Below are 18,103 nucleotides of genomic sequence, written 5' to 3'. Positions count from 1 at the left end.
GTCAAGATTAAAACTGCATACTCGCAATTCACGCATTAGCGTGAATTGCTCGAAGGATAATGCTAGCTAGGCATAGTCATAAGGGCCGCCAACCGATAATGCTTTTTGATAAGCCGGTCTAGCATGCACACGCTTAACATAAGCAACGATATTAGGGTAACCGCTATCTGCCACGCCTGATGCCACACAAGCCTCTAGCGGGAAGCTCATTTGCATGTCTGCACCGGTAAGCTTGTCACCCGCAAACCATTCATGATCGGCCAGATAATGCTCAATAAACGCTAAATTACCTTTGATGTTAGGCCCAACAAACGACTTCATTACTTTTTGAGCGATTGATTTAGCAATCGGCTTCGCAAAAAAAGGCATTGGACTTGTACGCACCTTATCAAACACTAACTTCAATAATAACGGCGGCATTAAAGAGCCCTCAGCAAAGTGCAGCCAGAATACATAATCCCGATGCGCGGCGGACGCGGTATCGACGGTAAACTGTCCGTTACCGTACTTACCGATTAAATATTCAATAATGGCCCCGCTTTCTGCAACGGTAATATCATCATCAGTAATGACAGGTGATTTGCCTAATGGGTGAACGGCTTTAAGGCTTTCAGGGGCTAAGCTGGTCTTTTTGTCCCTTTCATATCGCTTAACTTCGTAAGGAACCCCAAGCTCTTCTAAAGTCCAAAGTATTCGCTGCGAGCGTGAGTTTTCTAAATGATGAACGACAACCATAGGAAGCTTCCTTTGCGGTATTTATATGTATGTTGAACGAGTGTACCGTTATTTTACTAATCATTCGAATTCATTGATTTAATCATAATCTATTAGTTAAATTTATAGTGTAAATACGTATAAAACCATCGTTAAAAATTAGGTAAATTAAGTTAAAGGAAAATTGATCGCACCTTCATTTTTTCGTTGACTCAATGATAAACAGTACTATACTGTGTAGATATACAGTATTAATTAATAACAGAGGAAAGTTATATGAACATCTCAATGAGCGGTGATACTATTTGTGTAAGAATGCCCGTTAATCAGCAGGTTATGGCTTTTTATTATAAACGAGTCGGAAGTGAGTGGGTTAAATATAAGCGTGAAGCTATTTTAACTGTACATTAATCTACTGGCTATATTGAGTATGAGTGCTATTAATCAGGAGTACTATTAATCAGGAGCACTAATGAGTAACGAAAAACAGTTGATAGAGACATTTTACAGTGCCTTTAAAAAGCGTGATTATCAAATTATGGCGAGTTGTTATCACCCAGATGCTACGTTTAAAGATGAAGTATTTCAGTTAAAAGGCCGCGATATAGCCGCTATGTGGCAAATGCTTTGTGAGCGCGGTGCAGATATGGAGATGACGTTCTCGGTCACAGAAAAAGACGGAAAGGTAAACGCTCATTGGGAACCTCGCTATACGTTTAGCCAAACAGGTAGAAACGTCCACAATATTGTTGATGCAGATTTTGAGTTTAAAGGCGGAAAGATTATAAAGCATGTCGATCACTTTAGCTTTTGGCGTTGGAGTCGTCAGGCTTTGGGTATTTCAGGGTTATTGCTAGGCTGGAGTAGCTTACTGCAAAATAAAGTGGCGACAGTGGCTAATAAATCTCTACAACGCTTTAATGATAACAATCTGAGCAGGGTTTAGGTGTTTGTGTTTTAACTCATATCTTTGATGATTTGATTCTCAATCACAAAAATACGATCTTGCCCCCATACGGCTGTGTTTTTGTGCTGAAAACTAGGAACACCCCAAAGACCTAAGTTATACATATCCTTTAAGTTTTGCTCGGCCCACAATCTCCAACTGTCTCCTGCTAGCAGTGATTTGGCTGTATTCCAATCAAGTCCGCAAGAGGTTACTATTTTCTTAAGTCCTTTGTCGGTTTCAGATCGAATGCCTTGCGCGTTAACGGCACGGGCATAGGCAAGTAAATACTCAACACCTTTCCCCTCGCTTTCAGCATAATCAAAAAGGGCGTAGCAACGCTCTACACCAGCACCCAGAGGGTCAGCTACAAAACCATAATTGATACCGTATTTATTCGCTTCTCTTTTTGTATCGTGAAAAATATACATCTTTTTGGCATCGGGAACCGCTAGGCCACGCATGACCATTGGTAGTACGGGTTTAACGATGAGCGCTATATCATAGTATTTTGCTAATCTAACCGCTCGCTCTAACCCAAGGTGTGAATATGGGCTTCTGATCGAAAAAAACAGTGTAAGCGGGGAGGGGTGAACGGTTGCATTGGTTGTCGCTAGGGGGAATGTATTGCAGGCATTAACGTGTGTACGATTATAATAAATGGAGGGTTTTGCTAGCGTAGAAAGGCCTAGTTTATTTGCTCGGCGCTCTAAATGCTCGAGTCGATCTATCCCCCAATACCATTCACCTGCATAATGGATCATCCCCGCCATGTAATGACCTAATTTTTTTAGTCGGGTCTCGTTTCGAGCGAGGTTGTTATGTACTGTGTCGTCTGATGTATTGTCATAGTTAAAATGTGTATCTCTTGAATGCCAGTAATTGTCAAAAATAGCATTAAAATTTCTTAAAACATTACTTGATGATTCGGCTATAATAAGCTGATTAGTATATAAAATTGTTTTATTAATATCTTTGAGTGGTGGCTCGCTAGGAAAGCTTAACTCATAAAGCTGCGCCAAGATTCGAGCGTCTTTAAACGCATAATCTGACAACATTTCTTGCTCAGGAAACATGTCATCGTTAGTACGTAAGATGGCTCGTAGCCTTAGCGTAACCTGATATCGTTTTTCTAAATCGGGAAGGACTTGAAGAAGCAGGTAACTGTAAGGGTCGTTAATATGAAGAAAAACGTCTAAAACATGCGGTTGACCTGAACTGAAGCGCTTGAGCTCAGATACGGCTCTTTTAAAGTTTAGAAGCGCATCACTTGAGATGATGCGAGCCAAGTGAGGCATTATGATGCTTTTCAATTAGTGGATCCCGTCATTAAATAACCTTTAACTTACTTTACCTATTTTCTTATAAGAAAACACTGCTACTATAGCCAGATAATTTAATGGCACTGTCTTGATTCAACACCATAAGACAGTTCGAATGTATGTTAGCTCGAAGGGTCGCGTTATGGTCGAATGGTTAGATGCCAATATTCTTTATTGGCACTGGGTAGTGTTCGGTATTTTATTAGCTGGTGCAGAGATCTTTGCTCCAAGTTTCTTTTTGTTGTGGCTCGGTGTTAGCGGTTTATTAGTGGGGTTTATTAGTTACTTCGTTAATATCTCATTTAGTACAGAAATCATCCTTTGGGGCGTTTTCTCGCTAGCGAGTTTAGTTATTTGGTTCAAACTTATTGCGCCGTTAATGAAAAATAATACCTTGTCAGGTATGAGTCGAGAGGCGTTGATAGGTCAAGAAGGCACCATCACAGAGTACAACCAAAGCGTCTCTAAAGGGCGCTTACGTTTTTCAGCACCCATTGTTGGAAATGACGAATGGGGGTTCAGGTGTGAACAGGCATTAAGTGTCGGTGACAGAGCTGTCGTCACCGATGTAAGTGGAAATGATCTGATCGTCAGAAAAAAATAGAAACGGGAGTGATTTAAATGGAAGTGATTATTGTTGCTGTTGTCGCGGTTGGCCTAGTGCTAATAACGATTGCGAAAGGTGTGCGCCTAGTCCCTCAGGGTGAGAAGTTTGTTGTTCAGCGGTTAGGTAAGTTTTACCAGACGTTAAACCCTGGCCTTAATTTTGTAATTCCGTATGTTGATACGGTTGCCTATAAAGTAACCACTAAAGATATTGTGCTAGATATACCTTCACAAGAAGTTATTACTGAAGACAACGCTGTTATTTTAGCTAATGCTGTTGCGTATATTAACATTCTAAGCCCAGAGAAAGCGGTATATGGTGTTGAGAATTATCAGATAGCGATCCAAAATCTCATTCAAACAACGCTTAGAGCGATAATTGGTGAGATGAGACTTGATGCTGCACTGTCATCACGTGACCACATTAAAACACGATTAAAAGATGGTATTTCAGACGATATTGCTGATTGGGGTATCACGTTAAAGAACGTCGAAATTCAAGATATTAACCCAAGCCAAACGATGCAAGCGTCAATGGAAGAGCAGGCTGCAGCAGAGCGTCAACGCCGAGCAGCCGTCACTCGTGCAGAAGGTGAAAAGCAGGCAACCATACTTGAAGCAGAAGGGCGTTTAGAAGCCTCTAAAAAAGACGCTGAAGCACAGATTGTCTTAGCTAAAGCATCTGGACGTTCTATTGAGTTAGTCACGCAAGCAATTAAGGAAGACGAATTACCTGTTATGTACCTATTGGGCGAGAAGTACATCGATTCAATCAAAACCTTATCAAAGTCAGATAATGCCAAAACCGTCGTCTACCCTGCAGACCTAATCGGTACAGTTAAAGGTATCATGAGCCGGGTTAAGTAGCCTTAAACGTTCGAAGGCGCAAAGTGGTTTTATAATGCTCGCACTTGAGTATATAGAACCACGCAGCGTCGTTTTAGATTATATTATTTTGAATAAACGGAATTATGAATCTTCTAGAATCTCAAACTGCTTTTATTACTACTCTTATAAAAGAGCACGCTCCGCAAGATACGTTGCAGTTAGGTTTGGGTAATCTCGACCTAACTTTATCTGTATGCCAGGCCTTAAATCAATTAGACAATGCCGCGCTAACGTTAATAACCCCAAGCCTTTCACAGCATTCAAGTTTCTTAAAAGAGATGAACAAGCTAAAAATTGGCATGCTAAGCGACCTAGTTGAACTGATTAGAACACCTGCAGATGAAGTGCTCCCAGACTTTTATTTTCAGAACAGAACTATAGATCTAGCGATCATCAACGAAAATGAAGCTTTTGATCAAGCGTTAGTCGCATTCTATTACGTCGATAAAATGCTGGTATCTAAAGGGACGGTTATTATCAATGACGCCGACTCCCCCGTAATGAAAAAGCTGTGTCGTTACCTCGTTACAGAACGTGAGTATACCCTTCAACGAACACTCGAAAGCACCAAAAAAGGCCCCGTCGTCTCGCGACTCTTGCGAAAACAGTTCAACCGAGCGCCAGAGATAATCAAAAATACCGTTAAAACGTTTATAAACTCAGAGCTATTAATAAGCGACGAAGACCTAGGGTTAGAATGCTCAATGGTCGCGCTCACCAAGCGAGCAGAAGAGGGCGAAATCGATATGGATTTTGATACCTTATTAGAGTCGATTATTAACGAATAGCTTTAACCCACTTCAGCTACGGGATATGGGACACCGATATGTTTTTTGAATAGGGTGGGGGAAGAAATCAGCTAGAGCACTTTGACGAAATTCTTGATAAGCATTTTGTGTCAAAGCCTATAGTTGGCAATATCTATCTATTATACGTTGGCTAATGTCTTGTTTGTTGATGAACAAGTCTCTTATCATTTGTTTCGTGCATATCCGTGCAGTGAAAGCAGATGGGCGCTGGGAAAACGCTTATGCGGTTAGTGAAATAGAATTGCCTGAAGCCTTTTTAGCTAAACTGGGAAGCCTCTCGTAGTAAGTGGTTGTGGCGTATAGTCCTATGCTGAGCGCCGGCACGCCGAAAAGCCGAGCGTTAAGCCCAATTCGCCATTCATACTACAATGAGTGAAAACTGTGAAAAAGAGTGTTAAATATTCAATAATAATAATCTTACTGATCGGGATAGCTGGCTTTATTTTGCCTGAGCGCGTAAGTGTGCCTGTGTTGGGTGCCACAACGAATGACTGGAACAAAGATTCATTCTGGTATGAGCCCTGGGGAAGTTCTGGCGTTCATAAGGGGATCGATATCTTTGGTAAAAAGAGCACGCCAGTTGTAAGCACTGTTGATGGTTTAGTGCTATATCAAGGAAATCTACAAAAGGGTGGTAATGTTGTTCTAGTATTGGGCCCCAAATGGAGGCTGCATTATTACGCTCACTTAGAGAGTATTGGTGTAAAGGGGTTGGCGTTTGTTAAGTCAGGTTCGACCATAGGTAGTCTAGGTGATAGCGGCAACGCCAAAGGTAAACCACCTCATTTACATTATTCAATTGTTTGCTTGCTTCCTCGGTTCTGGTCAATCGACAGGACTACTCAGGGTTACAAAAAAGCGATATTCTTAGACCCAAACCTATTGCTGGTGGGTTCATAAAAATTTTCTATGCGGTCAGATGCAGGCGTTAAAGCGTTAGTGAGTTAAAATGAGTACAAAAGAAAATACAAATATACCTCGTAAAGCATTCGTTATTTTTATATCCCAAGTAATCGCTTGGCTTTTAATCTTAACGCCATTTTTTGAGGATTTCAGTGCTAGTAATGATGCTGCCGGTGCCGGGATGGCCGGTGGATTATCGATTTTATTCGTTGTATTTCCATGTATGGCTTTTGTGTTTGTTACCAGTTTTTATTATTTTAAAAAGAATATACCCACACGGTTTAGGGTTATGTCGGCATTTAATTACTTAGGGTTGTTTTTAGTGCTTGCTGTAATTTACTAGTCACTAAGTTTCTATCAAACAGTTTGACCGAGCTTTAAACATTCCTGTTAGCTTATGGTACAAGAACTTGTGAATTTTTATTACTTCATTATTTATATCTTTTTAACTATTTAGGATGGATGCTGACGTTGATTATATTATTGTTTAGTCTTCAGTGCGTTCACGACATTAGAAGGTTTTAGATGAAGATAGCAATATTCACACTATTACTACTTTCTTCCTTTTCAATACGGGCAAATGAGACATGTGCCTATTTTGCAAAAGAAACTATTCAGAATAAATTCCCTGAATGGCAGTCATATGATAACTGTGCGACATATAAAGGTAGAATCCTAAATGTATTGCCAAATCACCTTAGTAAAGTGGCTTTTGATGTTTCTGGTCTAGCGCCATTTTGGGCTTCAGGGCACTACTTTTATCTTAAAGAAGACGGTAATTTTCTATCCGTCATACCCTTCGATAATGGTGCCGATACATTCAGAGAAGGGTTGGTCCGGTCAGTCATTAATTCAAAAATTGCTTACTTTAATCAAGAGCTACAAATGGTTATACCACCAAAATATGATTGGGGTTGGCCATTCTATAATGGCCGCGCATTAGTCTGCACTGGCTGCAAAATCTCAGAGCCTGATGACGATGGGCATAAACCTGTCAAAGGTGGGGTGTGGGGTTATATTAATAAATCAGGCAAAGAAGTTGTAACTGTAAAATTTAACCAAACCGAGGTTCCTGATTGAGTCTTTTTCCTTGTTTAAACGGTTTCTTCAACTAAGAGGATGCATTGGCGCCAGCAAAAAAATTACAAAAATAGGCTGTCAACTTGTTGATTATCCGTAAATATCACGGCACAGTGATAATTGTAGGAGATGGATGCCTACATTTCACCCTCGTGGTATGAAACCAAGGTAGAAACAGGCCAAGTTGTCCCAACGTGGGATTACTTAGCTTTTCATGAAGAAGGTATTGCTCGCGTTATAGAGGATCCGAATTGGCTGAAACGTCATCATGAATAAAAATCTTGCAGATGAACTGGTCGAGATGATGACAGAAGACCAGTGGATGTTACAGCAACTTTTCGATTCTGGAGAGTTGCCATCTGATACTTATCATCCTCGAATGAAACTCCTCCATGAGCAGAATGCTTCTCGCCTGAAAAAGATTATTGGTACTTACGGCTGGCCAGGTGTTTCGTTAGTTGGCGAGGAGGCTGCTAAAGCTGCATGGCTGATTGCTCAGCATTCTGTTTCAGACTCCGGTTTCATGGGTGAGTGTGTCTGCCTACTAGAAGATGCTGTTGCAAGTGGGGAGGTGGCCGGCTGGCAGTTGGCATTCCTTCATGACCGGGTGCGAACACTATCTGGCAAGCCTCAATACTACGGCACCCAGTTTGATGTTGATGAATCTGGATGGCCTGCACCGTTCCCTATCGAGGATATCGCTATGGTTAATGAACGCCGTGCGCGTCTTGGGTTGAACTCTATTGAAGAGCGGCAAGAACAAATGACCGAGCAGGAACGGAAACGACGTGCCAATATAGGACAGATCAGTTAACAAAAAGCAGTTAAGTGACCAATACGCCGTGCTTCATATCGGCAACCGATCATTATACACGTAAGGATTAAACGATGAACTTAAAAAAATATTCTTGGGTTTTTTTGCTACTAATAGCAACCGGTTTCAGCACCATGACACACGCAGAAACCGCTTGGATTGATGTTAGAAGCGAGCAAGAGCACCTTGTAGATAATATTGAAGGCGATGTTCGTATTTTACACGGTGATATTATTGCAGAAGTAAGCGAAATGTTTCCGGATAAGAGTACGGAAATAGTGTTGTATTGTCGTAGCGGTAACCGAGCAGGTAAAGCATTGTCTGCACTCAAGAGTGCGGGATATACAAATGTTTCCAACGCGGGCAGCATTGGTGATGCGCGTAGAATACGAGGCATGGTTGAGTAGTAAGCCATGATATGAGCACTTAAACACATATTAACTTGGGTTTGCACGACGTAAAACGTTAAGTGTTGTGAGTGGCGTGGGTCAATCTAAAGGAATGGCGAGTGTCTAATTGTTGGTTGTCAGGCATTATCACGGCAAAGTGTTGTTATTTTGTGCGATTATAATTTAGAGATAGGCCATGGATGTTACTAAGAAAAAGTTAAATGATGCGGCTGACGAAAATATAATTACGCCGCTTCAGGCTGAGGCTCTTTATGAGTTTTTGGCTGCTCAGTCTCAAGATGAACCAAAATTTACGTTTACTCATGTCCTTTATTATCTGGGCGGCCTTATTGCTATTGGCGCGATGACGCTGTTTATGAATCTGGGGTGGGAGTTATTTGGTGGGGCGGGGATATTTTGGATTTCTGTTCTGTATGCAGCCGTCGGATTAAAAATCACAAATTCACTAACAGCCAAGGGACTAGCCATACCTGCAGGTATTAGCGCTACATTTGTGGTCTGTTTAACGCCGTTGGCGATTTATGGGCTCCAGCAATGGCTCGGTGTTTGGCCTGAAGATAGTGTTTATAGAGACTACCACCGATATATAAGGTGGCATTGGTTATATATGGAGTTGGGCACATTAGCCATTGGGGTTATTGTTGCTTGGAAATATAAGTACCCTTTTTTGGTGATGCCCATTGCAGTAACGCTTTGGTATATGACGATGGATATTACATCGATGATTTCTGGTGGGGATATTTCATGGGAATTAAGAAAGCTAGTCTCGTTATATTCAGGGTTGTTAATGGTAGGGCTCGCTTTCTGGGTGGATATTAGATCGCACCGTAAAGCTGACTATGCTTTTTGGATTTATATGTTTGGTGTTATCGCGTTTTGGGGAGGATTATCTTCTCAAAATTCAAATGATGAACTGTCAAAATTTATTTATTTCTGCATAAACTTATTAATGATTGGTGTAGGTGTGATGTTAGTGCGAAGGGTGTTTGTTGTTTTTGGTGCTCTTGGCATGTGCGGTTATCTTGGCTATTTAGCATACAATGTTTTTAAAGATAGTTTGATGTTTCCAATAGCGTTAACGGCAATCGGGCTTGGCATTATTTATATTGGTATTCTTTGGCAAAAATACGAGAAAACAATCACGCTAAAGTCTCGTTTGTTACTGCCTGTTTCGCTAAGAGAGCTACTTGAAAGCAAAAGATAAACCCCAGCCTCGGTGCCGAAATGGCCGTAGTGTAAGGTTTGATGACGTTTGTGGATAACAATATGTAACATTATTTTACAATTTTACCCTGTATGTCGATTAGATTTACAGTCTGTGTTGTTTTTGGTGGGTGGAAAGCTAAAACTACTCACAAAAACAAAGTGTTATAAACTTGGTGTGTATATTGCTTTTCATAATTTAATTTTAATTATGGAGAGAAAAATGAAAAAATTTATTTGTGTGCTTGCTTTTTTGATTTCTGGAACCGCTAGCGCAGGGTTGATTACGGTAGATTTTCCCAGTAATGCATCGACCTCAACTGCAGCTGGTGGGCAGTATTTTTTCAGTCCATCACATACTGTTGAGGAAACATACACAAGTACAGGTATTGATGCGGTCTCTTCTTTAAACTTAGCCCTTTATCTTGACTTTAATCGCCTGAATAGAGGCGCTTTTGTAAATTTTGATGTTCTTATCAACTCTATAGTGGTAGGTGGTTTGACATTTAATGAAGGTGATTCTCTAGGGTTGTATAACTTTAGTTATAGTTTTGCTGAAATAATAGGTTTAGGTACTTATACCTTGACGCTAGCGGCTACCAATTTTGTTCCTAGTGGTGATGGCTCTGTTGGCTTTTCTGAATCAGAGAGTTTTGCGCAGCTTTCTGGTGATGTTGCGTCAGTTCCAGAGCCTGCCAGTATTGCTTTGTTGGGCTTGGGGTTGATTGGGTTTGGCTTAGCTCGGAAGAGAAAGAGTGTTTAAATAGTTAACGCCTAGCTTTATAAAAAAGCCTCGATTTATTCGGGGCTTTTTAATGCCTAAAAAACTGTAGCAAGCTTAGTTGTTTTGCTTGAGCTTGTGTTGGTGTTGAAATGTAAAATTGTGTTAAATTTATCGTCTATTTTTTATTTGGGTTGTCGATATATTTTACATGTCTAGTTTTTGTGTAAGGCAAGTGTTTGTTTTTTAGGCATATAATTATTGGCACGAAACCTGCTATATTCATTGAAATTACTAAAAGGATAGATTTGATGAAAAAAGTTTCTTGTTTGTTAGCTTGTATGTTCGTGGGTTCTGTGAATGCGACTGTATTGACGTTTGATGATGTTGCACCTACTGACTTTGTTGATACGACTTATCATGGTTTCACGCTAGCTGATGGCTCTATTGGTAGTTGGAACTTTATAAACTCAACGGCTTACTCTGGTTCTCAGTACATGGTTAATCATAATGGCGATAACCTAGGCCAACTTACTTATAATTCAGGCACATTCGATTTTGATGGCGCATACTTTCATCAAGATAACCGTGCACCTAATGCAACTGTAAATGTTTTTGGCTTGGATGACTTGGACAATGTTCTTTATAGCAAAACTATAACGGCCACTGCTGACTGGGTTTACCATTCATTTGATTGGTCTGGGGTGACTACATTCAAGTGGACTGCCTCTCCTCAATCAAATATCAGTATTGATGACTTTACGTTTAACATTGGTTCTGTCTCAGTACCTGAGCCAGCTTCTTTAGCATTATTAGGCCTTGGACTAGCGGGTTTAGGGTTTACTCGTAGAGCATCGAAAGCTTAAAAAACGCTTACTAAGCGTAGCTTTTAAAAAAAAGTTAAAACACAGGCATCAAACATGGATTGTTATTGATGCCTCGTAAAGCCTTCGAATTTATATCCCTTCTTCTCTTATCAGCACTCCGTGCTTATTAGCTGTCTTATTAGCTCTAATGTTAGCCCTACATATCTTCGAGAAACTCTTAGCTGTTAGGGTGGCGACGGTGTTTGCTCAATTTGATGTCTTCAATAAAGTTATAAATCGAGTCTACGAAAACGTTCTTTGTGATCAGCAAAATCAAATAAACGAGCCCATTAAAGCAATTTACCGTAGAATTCGTAACGATATTATTGGGCCCGAAAGGTTTGAAATGTATCATACTGGTGATAAAAAAGAGACTGCTTTAGGACGGTCATTAACAAGGGTGGCTGAGCTGGCAGATATTACGTCTCTCGTGGTTGAAGCGTTTGGTTGAGAGGGCGAAAATCGCGGCAAAGCGCCACGCCTATCACACATACTGCATTATTCAGTATGCAATAGGCGCGGCTTTAAGTCGCGCATATACGTACTTTAGTGTTAATACGTAACTACAAATTTAAGCGTTTTTACGTTTTTGTTTTTTATCGTTTCGTTTTTCTTTTAATGTACGCTTGGGTTCTTTTTTCACATTTCTAGACATAATGATATCCTCTAAGTTTTTAGTATCAAAGAATTCAAATCCAACAATGTAATTAAATAGACACCTCCTTTTAAGTAATTTGATAGAGGCTGTCGCCTCTGTTTCTTATAAAAAGGGAGCAAAAAGTAGGCACACTTGGGTGCACTAGAAGGGTAAAATGGTGGAAAGTCTCCAGCGCAAATATAGGTAAATATTATTCATATTTAATCCTGAAATTGAAATATTAAATAACGTATCAATACGATACCCGAACTAAATATATAAGCAAGCCCTTGGTATGCTTTCGTACTCGTCTATTCGACACGGGTTCAAGAACCGACTAATATCGAGTAGAGTGGTTGTGAGGGTTTACGTTATTCTCCGCTACAGACTTAACACTAAGGGCTTAGTTATGAACGTCGATAAAGCGAAGAAACGAATTGCAAAGCTTATTAAAAAGGGCGCTAAGGGTTATCCTACGATCGCTATAGAGTATTTTGGAATAACACCTGATGTGGCTTCTGAGGTGGTTGTAACATTTACGTTAGATGAGGGCAGTGAGTCACAAGTACAAAAGATTGCGAGTGAGTACGATGCTCGCGAAGATGAATCTATACAGTCTGTATTGGTTAAGATTATAGAGCGTGCTAATGCGAATACTGTGACAGAAGTAGACGGTATATCGCCAATTGATTAATGATGGTGGTATCGTTAAGTAGAGGCCTAAAGGCTACCGCCTAATGTCGGTAGCCTAGGGTGATTAGTTTCCTAAAACATTCGTTTCGGTTTTCTTTGATTTTTTAGCTGCTTTCTTTTCTTTGGCTGTTAACAGCGGTTTCTTTTTAACATTCTTTTTGTTGTCTTGTCCTTTGCTCATTATATTTATCCCTAGCTAGAATTGTTCAAACCTAAGGTAAACATGAGATGACCTTAGGGCCATTTCTAAGCATTGACAGCATTATGAACACTGATGTCGATGGTCAGTAATATCAGTATGGCCCTAATGACGAACAACTGAAAGGATTAGTTATATTATTATAAATACGCGTTTAACGTGTAGTGGCATCGGTTGCTCTTCTGTTCCGCTTCCTCCGCTTTCCGACGCTAATGATGACAGGCACACCATTAAGCGCCGCGTTGCCTGAAAGGTCATCAAGAAAGAGCTCGTCAGTTAAATCGTTTACACTCACGCCCGCATTTTTTTCAGCAATCTTCCAGCCTGTTCCTTCTTTATTATGGCCCCAGCCATGAGGGATGCTAATAACACCTGGCATTAACTCGTCGGTAATTTCGGCTGCTATATTTACTGAGCCAGTTCTTGACGTTACTTTTACGGTTTGGTTGTCTTTTATGCCTAGTGCCTCTGCATTTGTGGGGTGGATCATCATCGTGCAGCGTGACTTGCCTTTAACTAATCGATGGCTATTATGAAGCCAGGTATTGTTACTTCTGACATGCCGTCGCCCTATGAGTAATAACGAACCTTTAACGTTTAGGTGTTGTTTGTTATCAAAAAAATGACGTTCTAATCGTTTAATGTCGTCAGTAAAAAAAGATAGTGACATGTTGATCTTTTTGTCGCGTGTATAGAGCCCGTTAGGAAGTTTAGGGCGGAGCGGGCCAAGATCAATACCATGAGGTTTCTTTTTTAACTCTGCTAGCGAGAGCCCTTTTAAAAGGTTAAGACCGCCACCATAAGCACCGGTTCTAAGCAATAAATCGAGCAACGCCTGAGGGCCTAATGCCATCTTTAACTTATGGTTTATGGTGTCTTTAACGGTTGGTTTAGATTTAAGCCTGTGAGCGAGTTCTAGGAAAATCTGCCAATCATGCTTTGCGCCGGTTTCTGGCTTAAACAGTGGTTCTGAATATTTGGCTGTATTGCGAACGGCTAGGGTGTGAAAAATAAGGTCATAATGATCGCGTTCAAGAGCGCTCACTGGCGGCAATATGATATCGGCATGACGGTTACTTTCATTACAATAAAAATCGATCGCCACCATAAACTCTAGCTTGCTAAATGCGTTGTCGAGTTGCATGCCGTTTGGTGTAGACAGTACAGGGTTACCTGCCGCGAGTACCATGGCTTTAATTTGGCCTTCGCCTTCCGTTAGAATTTCTTCTGCAAGTGCTGAAACGGGTAATTCACCGCCAAAGCCTGATAGACCTCGCACTCTGCTTTTGATTCGGCCTATATGACCTTTGCCTGATTTTGGCAAAATATCTGCTGCAGGGTGAGTAAACATCATTCCGCCTGGGCTGTCTAAACGGCCTGTGATGATATTGAACATCATGATAAGGTATTGAGTGAGAGTTCCAAACTGCTGAACTGAGCACCCCATACGGCCATAACATACAGCGTTATCTGCTGCGCAAAACTCTCGTACCAACTGTCGTATGTCTTCAGCGCTGATACCCGTAATAGGTGCGACCCTTTCTGGGGTATAAGGCGCGACGACCGGTTGTAATGAATATAAATGTTCAGTCGTGTTTTTAAGCTTTCCGGGAGAACAGCGTTTCTCATCAAATACGACGTTTAGCATTGCGAGTAATAACAGTGCGTCAGTACCAGGCCTGATAAAGTGATGCTGGTCTGCCATCTCTGCTGTTTCTGAACGTCTGGGATCGATGACGATGACCTTACCTGATCGTTTTTTTATGGCTTTTAAGCGGTTGCGTACATCGGGTACAGACATAATACTGCCATTGGACGCAATAGGGTTTCCACCCATAATTAGAAAGTGATCAGTTCTATCAATGTCTGGTACAGGGATCATCAGCTGATGACCAAATAAAAGGTGCGAGACAATGTGGTGGGGAAGCTGATCTACTGATGTTGCTGAAAATTTATTTTTTGTTCTTAATGCATGTAATAAGTCTTTACCAAACAGCATGGCGCCCATGTTGTGAACGTTGGGATTGCCCAAGTAGGTGCCGACCGCGTCACGACCGTATTTTTTTTGAATACTGTTTAATTTATCTGCAGTTTTGTTGAGGGCTTCTTCCCAAGAGATTTCTTTCCAACCTGAAGGTGTTCGCTCAATAGGTCGCTTCAATCGATCTGGGTCTTCGTGTAAGTCTTGAAGTGCTGTTGCTTTTGGGCAAATATGGCCTCTACTAAAAGGGTCTTGTTTATCGCCTTTTATCGAGACGATTTTATTGTCTTGCGTTTTTATTTCAACGCCACACATGGCTTCGCAGAGAGTGCAGGTTCGGTAATGCGAACCTTGCTGAGATGTCTTAGTGTCATTAGAGTTATTTATTGTTGTTTTCATTGTCTCTTCCTAAGCGTGTTCAAACAGAATTCGAGGGAGTGCATCGTCAAGCCAGCAATCTAGTCGCCAATTTTTTATAAACCCACAGTGGCCGCCGTTCACGAATGAAAATATTTTGAGATTGTTATTGCTTTCAAAATGACAGAAGCTTTGGTTTGGAATGACAGGGTCATCTTCAGCCATAATAATAAAGGTTTTGACAGAGAGGTCTGTAAAGTCTGCTGGGTTTAACGTGTACTGAGAAAAATAATCTTCGGTAGTCGAGTAGGGAGTGTGTTTATCGACAAGTTGGTCGGTCATTTTAGACAAATTTTGCTGTGTGATTAGATGGCTGAAATCATATTTATCTGGAAAGTGATTTTGCTTGCTCTTGAGCGCGCGTTTCCACTTTTTAGTAAAATATTGTTTGTAAATCGTTAACCCATCGTTGAGTGCCTTCATCGTATCTGCAGGCGAAATAACAGGGCTTATGGCTGTAATGCTCGCTAATTTAAGCTGCTCTTCTTTTACGCGTTGGCTTATTCTTAATGCTATATTCCCGCCTAAAGAAAAGCCTACAAGTGCGTAATCTGTGTAGGCGTATCGATTACTTATATTTTTGATGGCGCCTGATATTTCATCGAGTCGCGCTGCATGAAAAAGATCTTCATTAAGGTATCCGCTAGGGCCATGATCCCTTAAGTGAAGCCTTAATATTGAATAGCCTTTGTTATAGAGTGAAGATGCAGTTGATAGCAAATAGGTGGACTCTGCTGACCCTTCCCAGCCGTGAATGAGAATAATCAGTTTAGATGCGTTATTTGATTGATTGGCTTGTTGGTCATCTTTTAGTTGTGGGGAGTGGAGTGCATGTAAGCGCACGCCGTCTCCGCAATCTAATATAACTGGCTGTTCTTGTTCACGTAGGTCGTGGGCTTGGTTCTTTAATAAATGTTTTCGTAGCTTGCTACTCGCGAGCACCGACTGTAGGTGCTTATTGGTCAGTAACCCTTTTGGTTTGAACGGAGGCTGTTCTGAATTCATTGATTAAAACCACTCATTCTGCATGGCTAAGCAGGTCTCATCTCGGTTTTCTAATAAGGCTAAGTCTTGATGAATGCTACTTAATTCCCATTTAAAAAAGTACTGGGCTGCTTGTAGTTTTCCATTATAAAAATGGGTGTCTTCAGTATTGGTCGTTGAATTTAGTTTAAGTTTAGTTAAGCCTGCCTCGGCTGCTAGTGCTTGCCTTAACCAGAGCCATGCAACCGTTACTTTGCCTACAATGTTCATATAGCAAGCCGCATTAGCAAGCGTGCTTTCTACTTTATTCGCGGCAAGATCAGCCCCTAATTGCATAGTGATCTTTTGAACAGAGAGCAACGCCTGACCCAAGGTTTGTGCCCACACAGAACATCGACTATTTTCTGAGGATTGAGCGCGTACGATGTCTGATTGAATTCGCTTTCCTAATAATTGTAAGCCCAGGCTGTTGTGTTGCCATACTTTTCGCCCAAGCAAATCTAGCGACTGAATACCATTAGTACCTTCATGAATGGGGTTTAGCCGATTATCGCGCCAATATTGCTCTACAGGGTATTCTCTTGTGTACCCAGACCCACCCAGTATTTGAATAGCAAGATCATTGGCTTTAGGGCCAAACTCAGAGCACCAGGATTTGATAACCGGTGTGAGTAAGTCGAGTAAAATTTGAGTGTCTTTAACGTCAGTTGAGTGCTCAAGTGTATTAATATCGTCTAAGAGTGACGCACCTAATAGGCATAGAGATAGCCCGCCTTCGACATATGACTTTTGGGCTAACAACATACGACGCACATCGGCATGTTCTACAATCGGAATTTGTGAGGCCTCTGGACCATCAGTCGCCTTACGGCCTTGAAGTCGCTCTCGTGCGTAATGTAACGAATACAAATAGCCTCGATACCCAATCATGGTGGCGCCCATCGCAACACCCACTCGCGCTTCGTTCATCATTTGGAACATATACCGAAGGCCTTGGTGCGCTTCACCAATCAGGTAGCCTACACATGCGCCATTATCACCGAACGCTAAGGCCGTTGATGTCGTACCTCGATAACCCATCTTATGAATTAAACCGGTCAGCGTGACATCATTACGTTGATTGGGCTCACCGTTACTGTCTAAGGTATATTTAGGCACCAAGAAGAGAGAGATGCCTTTAACACCAAGAGGTGCCCCTTCAATTTTGGCTAACACTAAGTGCACAATGTTATCGGTTAATTCGTGATCCCCTCCGGAGATAAACATTTTATCGCCTTTAATGAGGTAATGGCCTTCGGTTGTCGGTTTAGCTGTGGTCCTTATATCGGCAAGGGAAGAGCCCGCGTGCGGCTCGGTTAACGCCATTGTGCCACTAAACCGACCTTTGAGCAGGGGTGATAAGAATTGATCTTTAAGTGTGTCACTGGCGAATATTCTGATTAAGTTTGCCGCTGCTGCTGTCAGAAAAGAATAGCCAGAGGTTGAGGCGTTGGCGCTAGTGAAATACCCCATGCAAACTGCCATGATAACTTCAGGGAGTTGCATTCCGTCTAACTCATAATCTTGCCTGCCTGCAATGAATCCTGCTGTCGCTAGTGCATCAAATGCAGTTTTAACCTCTGGAATGATACTTACTTTTTTGCCGTCAAACTGAGGTTCATGGTTATCGAGCTTGGCGTTATGATTTGCAAATAAATCTTCGGCAATTTGGGCTGCTGTATCAATAGCGGCATTAAAGGTTTCTCGGCTATGTTCAGTAAAACGCGATCGTTCCGTTAATGATGCACTGTTAAGCACTTCATACAGTTGAAACTGGATATCACGGGAGTTCAATAGTGTATTAGGCATAGCGAACCTTTTATTAAATTAATGGCCGGTAGTGGCAATTACTATCGCATAGAAATAATACG

General features: G+C 41.3%; 21 protein-coding genes and 1 pseudogene. 17 read left to right on the top strand and 5 right to left on the bottom strand.

The features are described from left to right. Window positions 1-66 precede the first annotated feature (66 nt). Window positions 67-735, bottom strand: coding sequence for a glutathione S-transferase (locus NKI27_RS10935; protein ID WP_265046090.1), 669 nt, complete (start codon window positions 733-735; stop codon window positions 67-69). Window positions 736-990: 255 nt separating this feature from the next. Here NKI27_RS10935 and NKI27_RS10930 point away from each other — a divergent pair, with 255 nt between their 5' ends. Both NKI27_RS10930 and NKI27_RS10925 read left to right on the top strand, forming a co-directional pair. Continuing rightward, window positions 991-1,125 carry a hypothetical protein gene (locus NKI27_RS10930; RefSeq protein ID WP_265046089.1) on the top strand — a complete coding sequence of 45 codons (135 nt, stop codon included), beginning with the start codon at window positions 991-993 and terminating at the stop codon, window positions 1,123-1,125. 61 nt (window positions 1,126-1,186) lie between these two features. Next, the gene (locus NKI27_RS10925; RefSeq protein WP_265046088.1) at window positions 1,187-1,660 is read left to right on the top strand and encodes a nuclear transport factor 2 family protein; all 474 of its coding nucleotides are present in this window, start codon (window positions 1,187-1,189) and stop codon (window positions 1,658-1,660) included. 11 nt (window positions 1,661-1,671) lie between these two features. Here NKI27_RS10925 and NKI27_RS10920 read toward each other — a convergent pair whose 3' ends face one another. Then, window positions 1,672-2,973 (bottom strand): DsbA family protein, encoded by a 1,302-nt coding sequence (locus tag NKI27_RS10920; protein ID WP_265046087.1) that lies wholly within the window; start codon window positions 2,971-2,973, stop codon window positions 1,672-1,674. A gap of 151 nt (window positions 2,974-3,124) precedes the next feature. Between NKI27_RS10920 and NKI27_RS10915 the strand changes: the two genes are divergently transcribed. From NKI27_RS10915 to NKI27_RS10850, 15 genes and pseudogenes are all read left to right on the top strand, one after another. Then, window positions 3,125-3,586 (top strand): NfeD family protein, encoded by a 462-nt coding sequence (locus tag NKI27_RS10915; protein WP_265046086.1) that lies wholly within the window; start codon window positions 3,125-3,127, stop codon window positions 3,584-3,586. Window positions 3,587-3,603: 17 nt separating this feature from the next. Next, complete coding sequence (locus tag NKI27_RS10910; RefSeq protein ID WP_265046085.1) at window positions 3,604-4,455, top strand: SPFH domain-containing protein; 852 nt, start codon at window positions 3,604-3,606, stop codon at window positions 4,453-4,455. 104 nt (window positions 4,456-4,559) lie between these two features. Continuing rightward, a complete protein-coding gene (locus NKI27_RS10905; protein ID WP_265046084.1) occupies window positions 4,560-5,264 on the top strand; it encodes a class I SAM-dependent methyltransferase in 705 nt (234 codons plus the stop codon). Window positions 5,265-5,460: 196 nt separating this feature from the next. Next, window positions 5,461-5,559, top strand: a pseudogene (locus tag NKI27_RS19485) (YdeI/OmpD-associated family protein); the annotation flags it as partial. Window positions 5,560-5,657: 98 nt separating this feature from the next. Further along, window positions 5,658-6,185 (top strand): M23 family metallopeptidase, encoded by a 528-nt coding sequence (locus tag NKI27_RS10900; protein ID WP_406802349.1) that lies wholly within the window; start codon window positions 5,658-5,660, stop codon window positions 6,183-6,185. Between the two features lie 49 nt (window positions 6,186-6,234). After that, the gene (locus NKI27_RS10895) at window positions 6,235-6,531 is read left to right on the top strand and encodes a hypothetical protein (RefSeq protein WP_265046082.1); all 297 of its coding nucleotides are present in this window, start codon (window positions 6,235-6,237) and stop codon (window positions 6,529-6,531) included. Between the two features lie 182 nt (window positions 6,532-6,713). Beyond that, window positions 6,714-7,268, top strand: coding sequence for a WG repeat-containing protein (locus tag NKI27_RS10890; RefSeq protein WP_265046081.1), 555 nt, complete (start codon window positions 6,714-6,716; stop codon window positions 7,266-7,268). 129 nt (window positions 7,269-7,397) lie between these two features. Beyond that, window positions 7,398-7,544 (top strand): FMN-binding negative transcriptional regulator, encoded by a 147-nt coding sequence (locus NKI27_RS10885; RefSeq protein ID WP_320109421.1) that lies wholly within the window; start codon window positions 7,398-7,400, stop codon window positions 7,542-7,544. Then, window positions 7,537-8,082 (top strand): DUF6624 domain-containing protein, encoded by a 546-nt coding sequence (locus NKI27_RS10880; RefSeq protein WP_265046080.1) that lies wholly within the window; start codon window positions 7,537-7,539, stop codon window positions 8,080-8,082. The genes NKI27_RS10885 and NKI27_RS10880 overlap by 8 nt, the downstream gene beginning before the upstream one ends. A gap of 74 nt (window positions 8,083-8,156) precedes the next feature. Further along, complete coding sequence (locus NKI27_RS10875; protein ID WP_265046079.1) at window positions 8,157-8,489, top strand: rhodanese-like domain-containing protein; 333 nt, start codon at window positions 8,157-8,159, stop codon at window positions 8,487-8,489. 178 nt (window positions 8,490-8,667) lie between these two features. Next, window positions 8,668-9,696 (top strand): DUF2157 domain-containing protein, encoded by a 1,029-nt coding sequence (locus tag NKI27_RS10870; RefSeq protein WP_265046078.1) that lies wholly within the window; start codon window positions 8,668-8,670, stop codon window positions 9,694-9,696. 222 nt (window positions 9,697-9,918) lie between these two features. Next, the gene (locus tag NKI27_RS10865) at window positions 9,919-10,458 is read left to right on the top strand and encodes a PEP-CTERM sorting domain-containing protein (protein ID WP_265046077.1); all 540 of its coding nucleotides are present in this window, start codon (window positions 9,919-9,921) and stop codon (window positions 10,456-10,458) included. 269 nt (window positions 10,459-10,727) lie between these two features. Then, window positions 10,728-11,282 (top strand): PEP-CTERM sorting domain-containing protein, encoded by a 555-nt coding sequence (locus NKI27_RS10860; protein ID WP_265046076.1) that lies wholly within the window; start codon window positions 10,728-10,730, stop codon window positions 11,280-11,282. A gap of 199 nt (window positions 11,283-11,481) precedes the next feature. Then, the gene (locus tag NKI27_RS10855; protein ID WP_265046075.1) at window positions 11,482-11,733 is read left to right on the top strand and encodes a hypothetical protein; all 252 of its coding nucleotides are present in this window, start codon (window positions 11,482-11,484) and stop codon (window positions 11,731-11,733) included. A gap of 595 nt (window positions 11,734-12,328) precedes the next feature. After that, window positions 12,329-12,613, top strand: a complete 285-nt coding sequence (locus NKI27_RS10850; RefSeq protein WP_265046074.1) for a hypothetical protein — start codon at window positions 12,329-12,331, stop codon at window positions 12,611-12,613. 352 nt (window positions 12,614-12,965) lie between these two features. Here NKI27_RS10850 and NKI27_RS10845 read toward each other — a convergent pair whose 3' ends face one another. From NKI27_RS10845 to NKI27_RS10835, 3 genes are read right to left on the bottom strand one after another with little or no spacing between them, the layout of a single operon-like run. Beyond that, the gene (locus tag NKI27_RS10845; protein ID WP_265046073.1) at window positions 12,966-15,191 is read right to left on the bottom strand and encodes a molybdopterin oxidoreductase family protein; all 2,226 of its coding nucleotides are present in this window, start codon (window positions 15,189-15,191) and stop codon (window positions 12,966-12,968) included. A gap of 9 nt (window positions 15,192-15,200) precedes the next feature. After that, a complete protein-coding gene (locus NKI27_RS10840) occupies window positions 15,201-16,214 on the bottom strand; it encodes a YheT family hydrolase (RefSeq protein WP_265046072.1) in 1,014 nt (337 codons plus the stop codon). Window positions 16,215-16,217: 3 nt separating this feature from the next. Continuing rightward, the gene (locus tag NKI27_RS10835; RefSeq protein WP_265046071.1) at window positions 16,218-18,041 is read right to left on the bottom strand and encodes an acyl-CoA dehydrogenase; all 1,824 of its coding nucleotides are present in this window, start codon (window positions 18,039-18,041) and stop codon (window positions 16,218-16,220) included. Between the last annotated feature and the right edge of the window lie 62 nt (window positions 18,042-18,103).

Source organism: Alkalimarinus alittae (assembly GCF_026016465.1).
Taxonomy (GTDB): Bacteria; Pseudomonadota; Gammaproteobacteria; order Pseudomonadales; family Oleiphilaceae; genus Alkalimarinus; species Alkalimarinus alittae.
This window is presented reverse-complemented; position numbering and strand designations above follow the sequence as displayed.

What these genes read in the sequence shown, in the direction of transcription:
- NKI27_RS10935 (WP_265046090.1), bottom strand. Translation starts at nt 735, where the DNA reads ATGGTTGTCGTTCATCATTTAGAAAACTCACGCTCGCAGCGAATACTT.
- NKI27_RS10930 (WP_265046089.1), top strand. Translation starts at nt 991, where the DNA reads ATGAACATCTCAATGAGCGGTGATACTATTTGTGTAAGAATGCCCGTT.
- NKI27_RS10925 (WP_265046088.1), top strand. Translation starts at nt 1,187, where the DNA reads ATGAGTAACGAAAAACAGTTGATAGAGACATTTTACAGTGCCTTTAAA.
- NKI27_RS10915 (WP_265046086.1), top strand. Translation starts at nt 3,125, where the DNA reads ATGGTCGAATGGTTAGATGCCAATATTCTTTATTGGCACTGGGTAGTG.
- NKI27_RS10910 (WP_265046085.1), top strand. Translation starts at nt 3,604, where the DNA reads ATGGAAGTGATTATTGTTGCTGTTGTCGCGGTTGGCCTAGTGCTAATA.
- NKI27_RS10905 (WP_265046084.1), top strand. Translation starts at nt 4,560, where the DNA reads ATGAATCTTCTAGAATCTCAAACTGCTTTTATTACTACTCTTATAAAA.
- NKI27_RS10895 (WP_265046082.1), top strand. Translation starts at nt 6,235, where the DNA reads ATGAGTACAAAAGAAAATACAAATATACCTCGTAAAGCATTCGTTATT.
- NKI27_RS10890 (WP_265046081.1), top strand. Translation starts at nt 6,714, where the DNA reads ATGAAGATAGCAATATTCACACTATTACTACTTTCTTCCTTTTCAATA.
- NKI27_RS10885 (WP_320109421.1), top strand. Translation starts at nt 7,398, where the DNA reads ATGGATGCCTACATTTCACCCTCGTGGTATGAAACCAAGGTAGAAACA.
- NKI27_RS10880 (WP_265046080.1), top strand. Translation starts at nt 7,537, where the DNA reads ATGAATAAAAATCTTGCAGATGAACTGGTCGAGATGATGACAGAAGAC.
- NKI27_RS10875 (WP_265046079.1), top strand. Translation starts at nt 8,157, where the DNA reads ATGAACTTAAAAAAATATTCTTGGGTTTTTTTGCTACTAATAGCAACC.
- NKI27_RS10870 (WP_265046078.1), top strand. Translation starts at nt 8,668, where the DNA reads ATGGATGTTACTAAGAAAAAGTTAAATGATGCGGCTGACGAAAATATA.
- NKI27_RS10865 (WP_265046077.1), top strand. Translation starts at nt 9,919, where the DNA reads ATGAAAAAATTTATTTGTGTGCTTGCTTTTTTGATTTCTGGAACCGCT.
- NKI27_RS10860 (WP_265046076.1), top strand. Translation starts at nt 10,728, where the DNA reads ATGAAAAAAGTTTCTTGTTTGTTAGCTTGTATGTTCGTGGGTTCTGTG.
- NKI27_RS10850 (WP_265046074.1), top strand. Translation starts at nt 12,329, where the DNA reads ATGAACGTCGATAAAGCGAAGAAACGAATTGCAAAGCTTATTAAAAAG.
- NKI27_RS10845 (WP_265046073.1), bottom strand. Translation starts at nt 15,191, where the DNA reads ATGAAAACAACAATAAATAACTCTAATGACACTAAGACATCTCAGCAA.
- NKI27_RS10840 (WP_265046072.1), bottom strand. Translation starts at nt 16,214, where the DNA reads ATGAATTCAGAACAGCCTCCGTTCAAACCAAAAGGGTTACTGACCAAT.
- NKI27_RS10835 (WP_265046071.1), bottom strand. Translation starts at nt 18,041, where the DNA reads ATGCCTAATACACTATTGAACTCCCGTGATATCCAGTTTCAACTGTAT.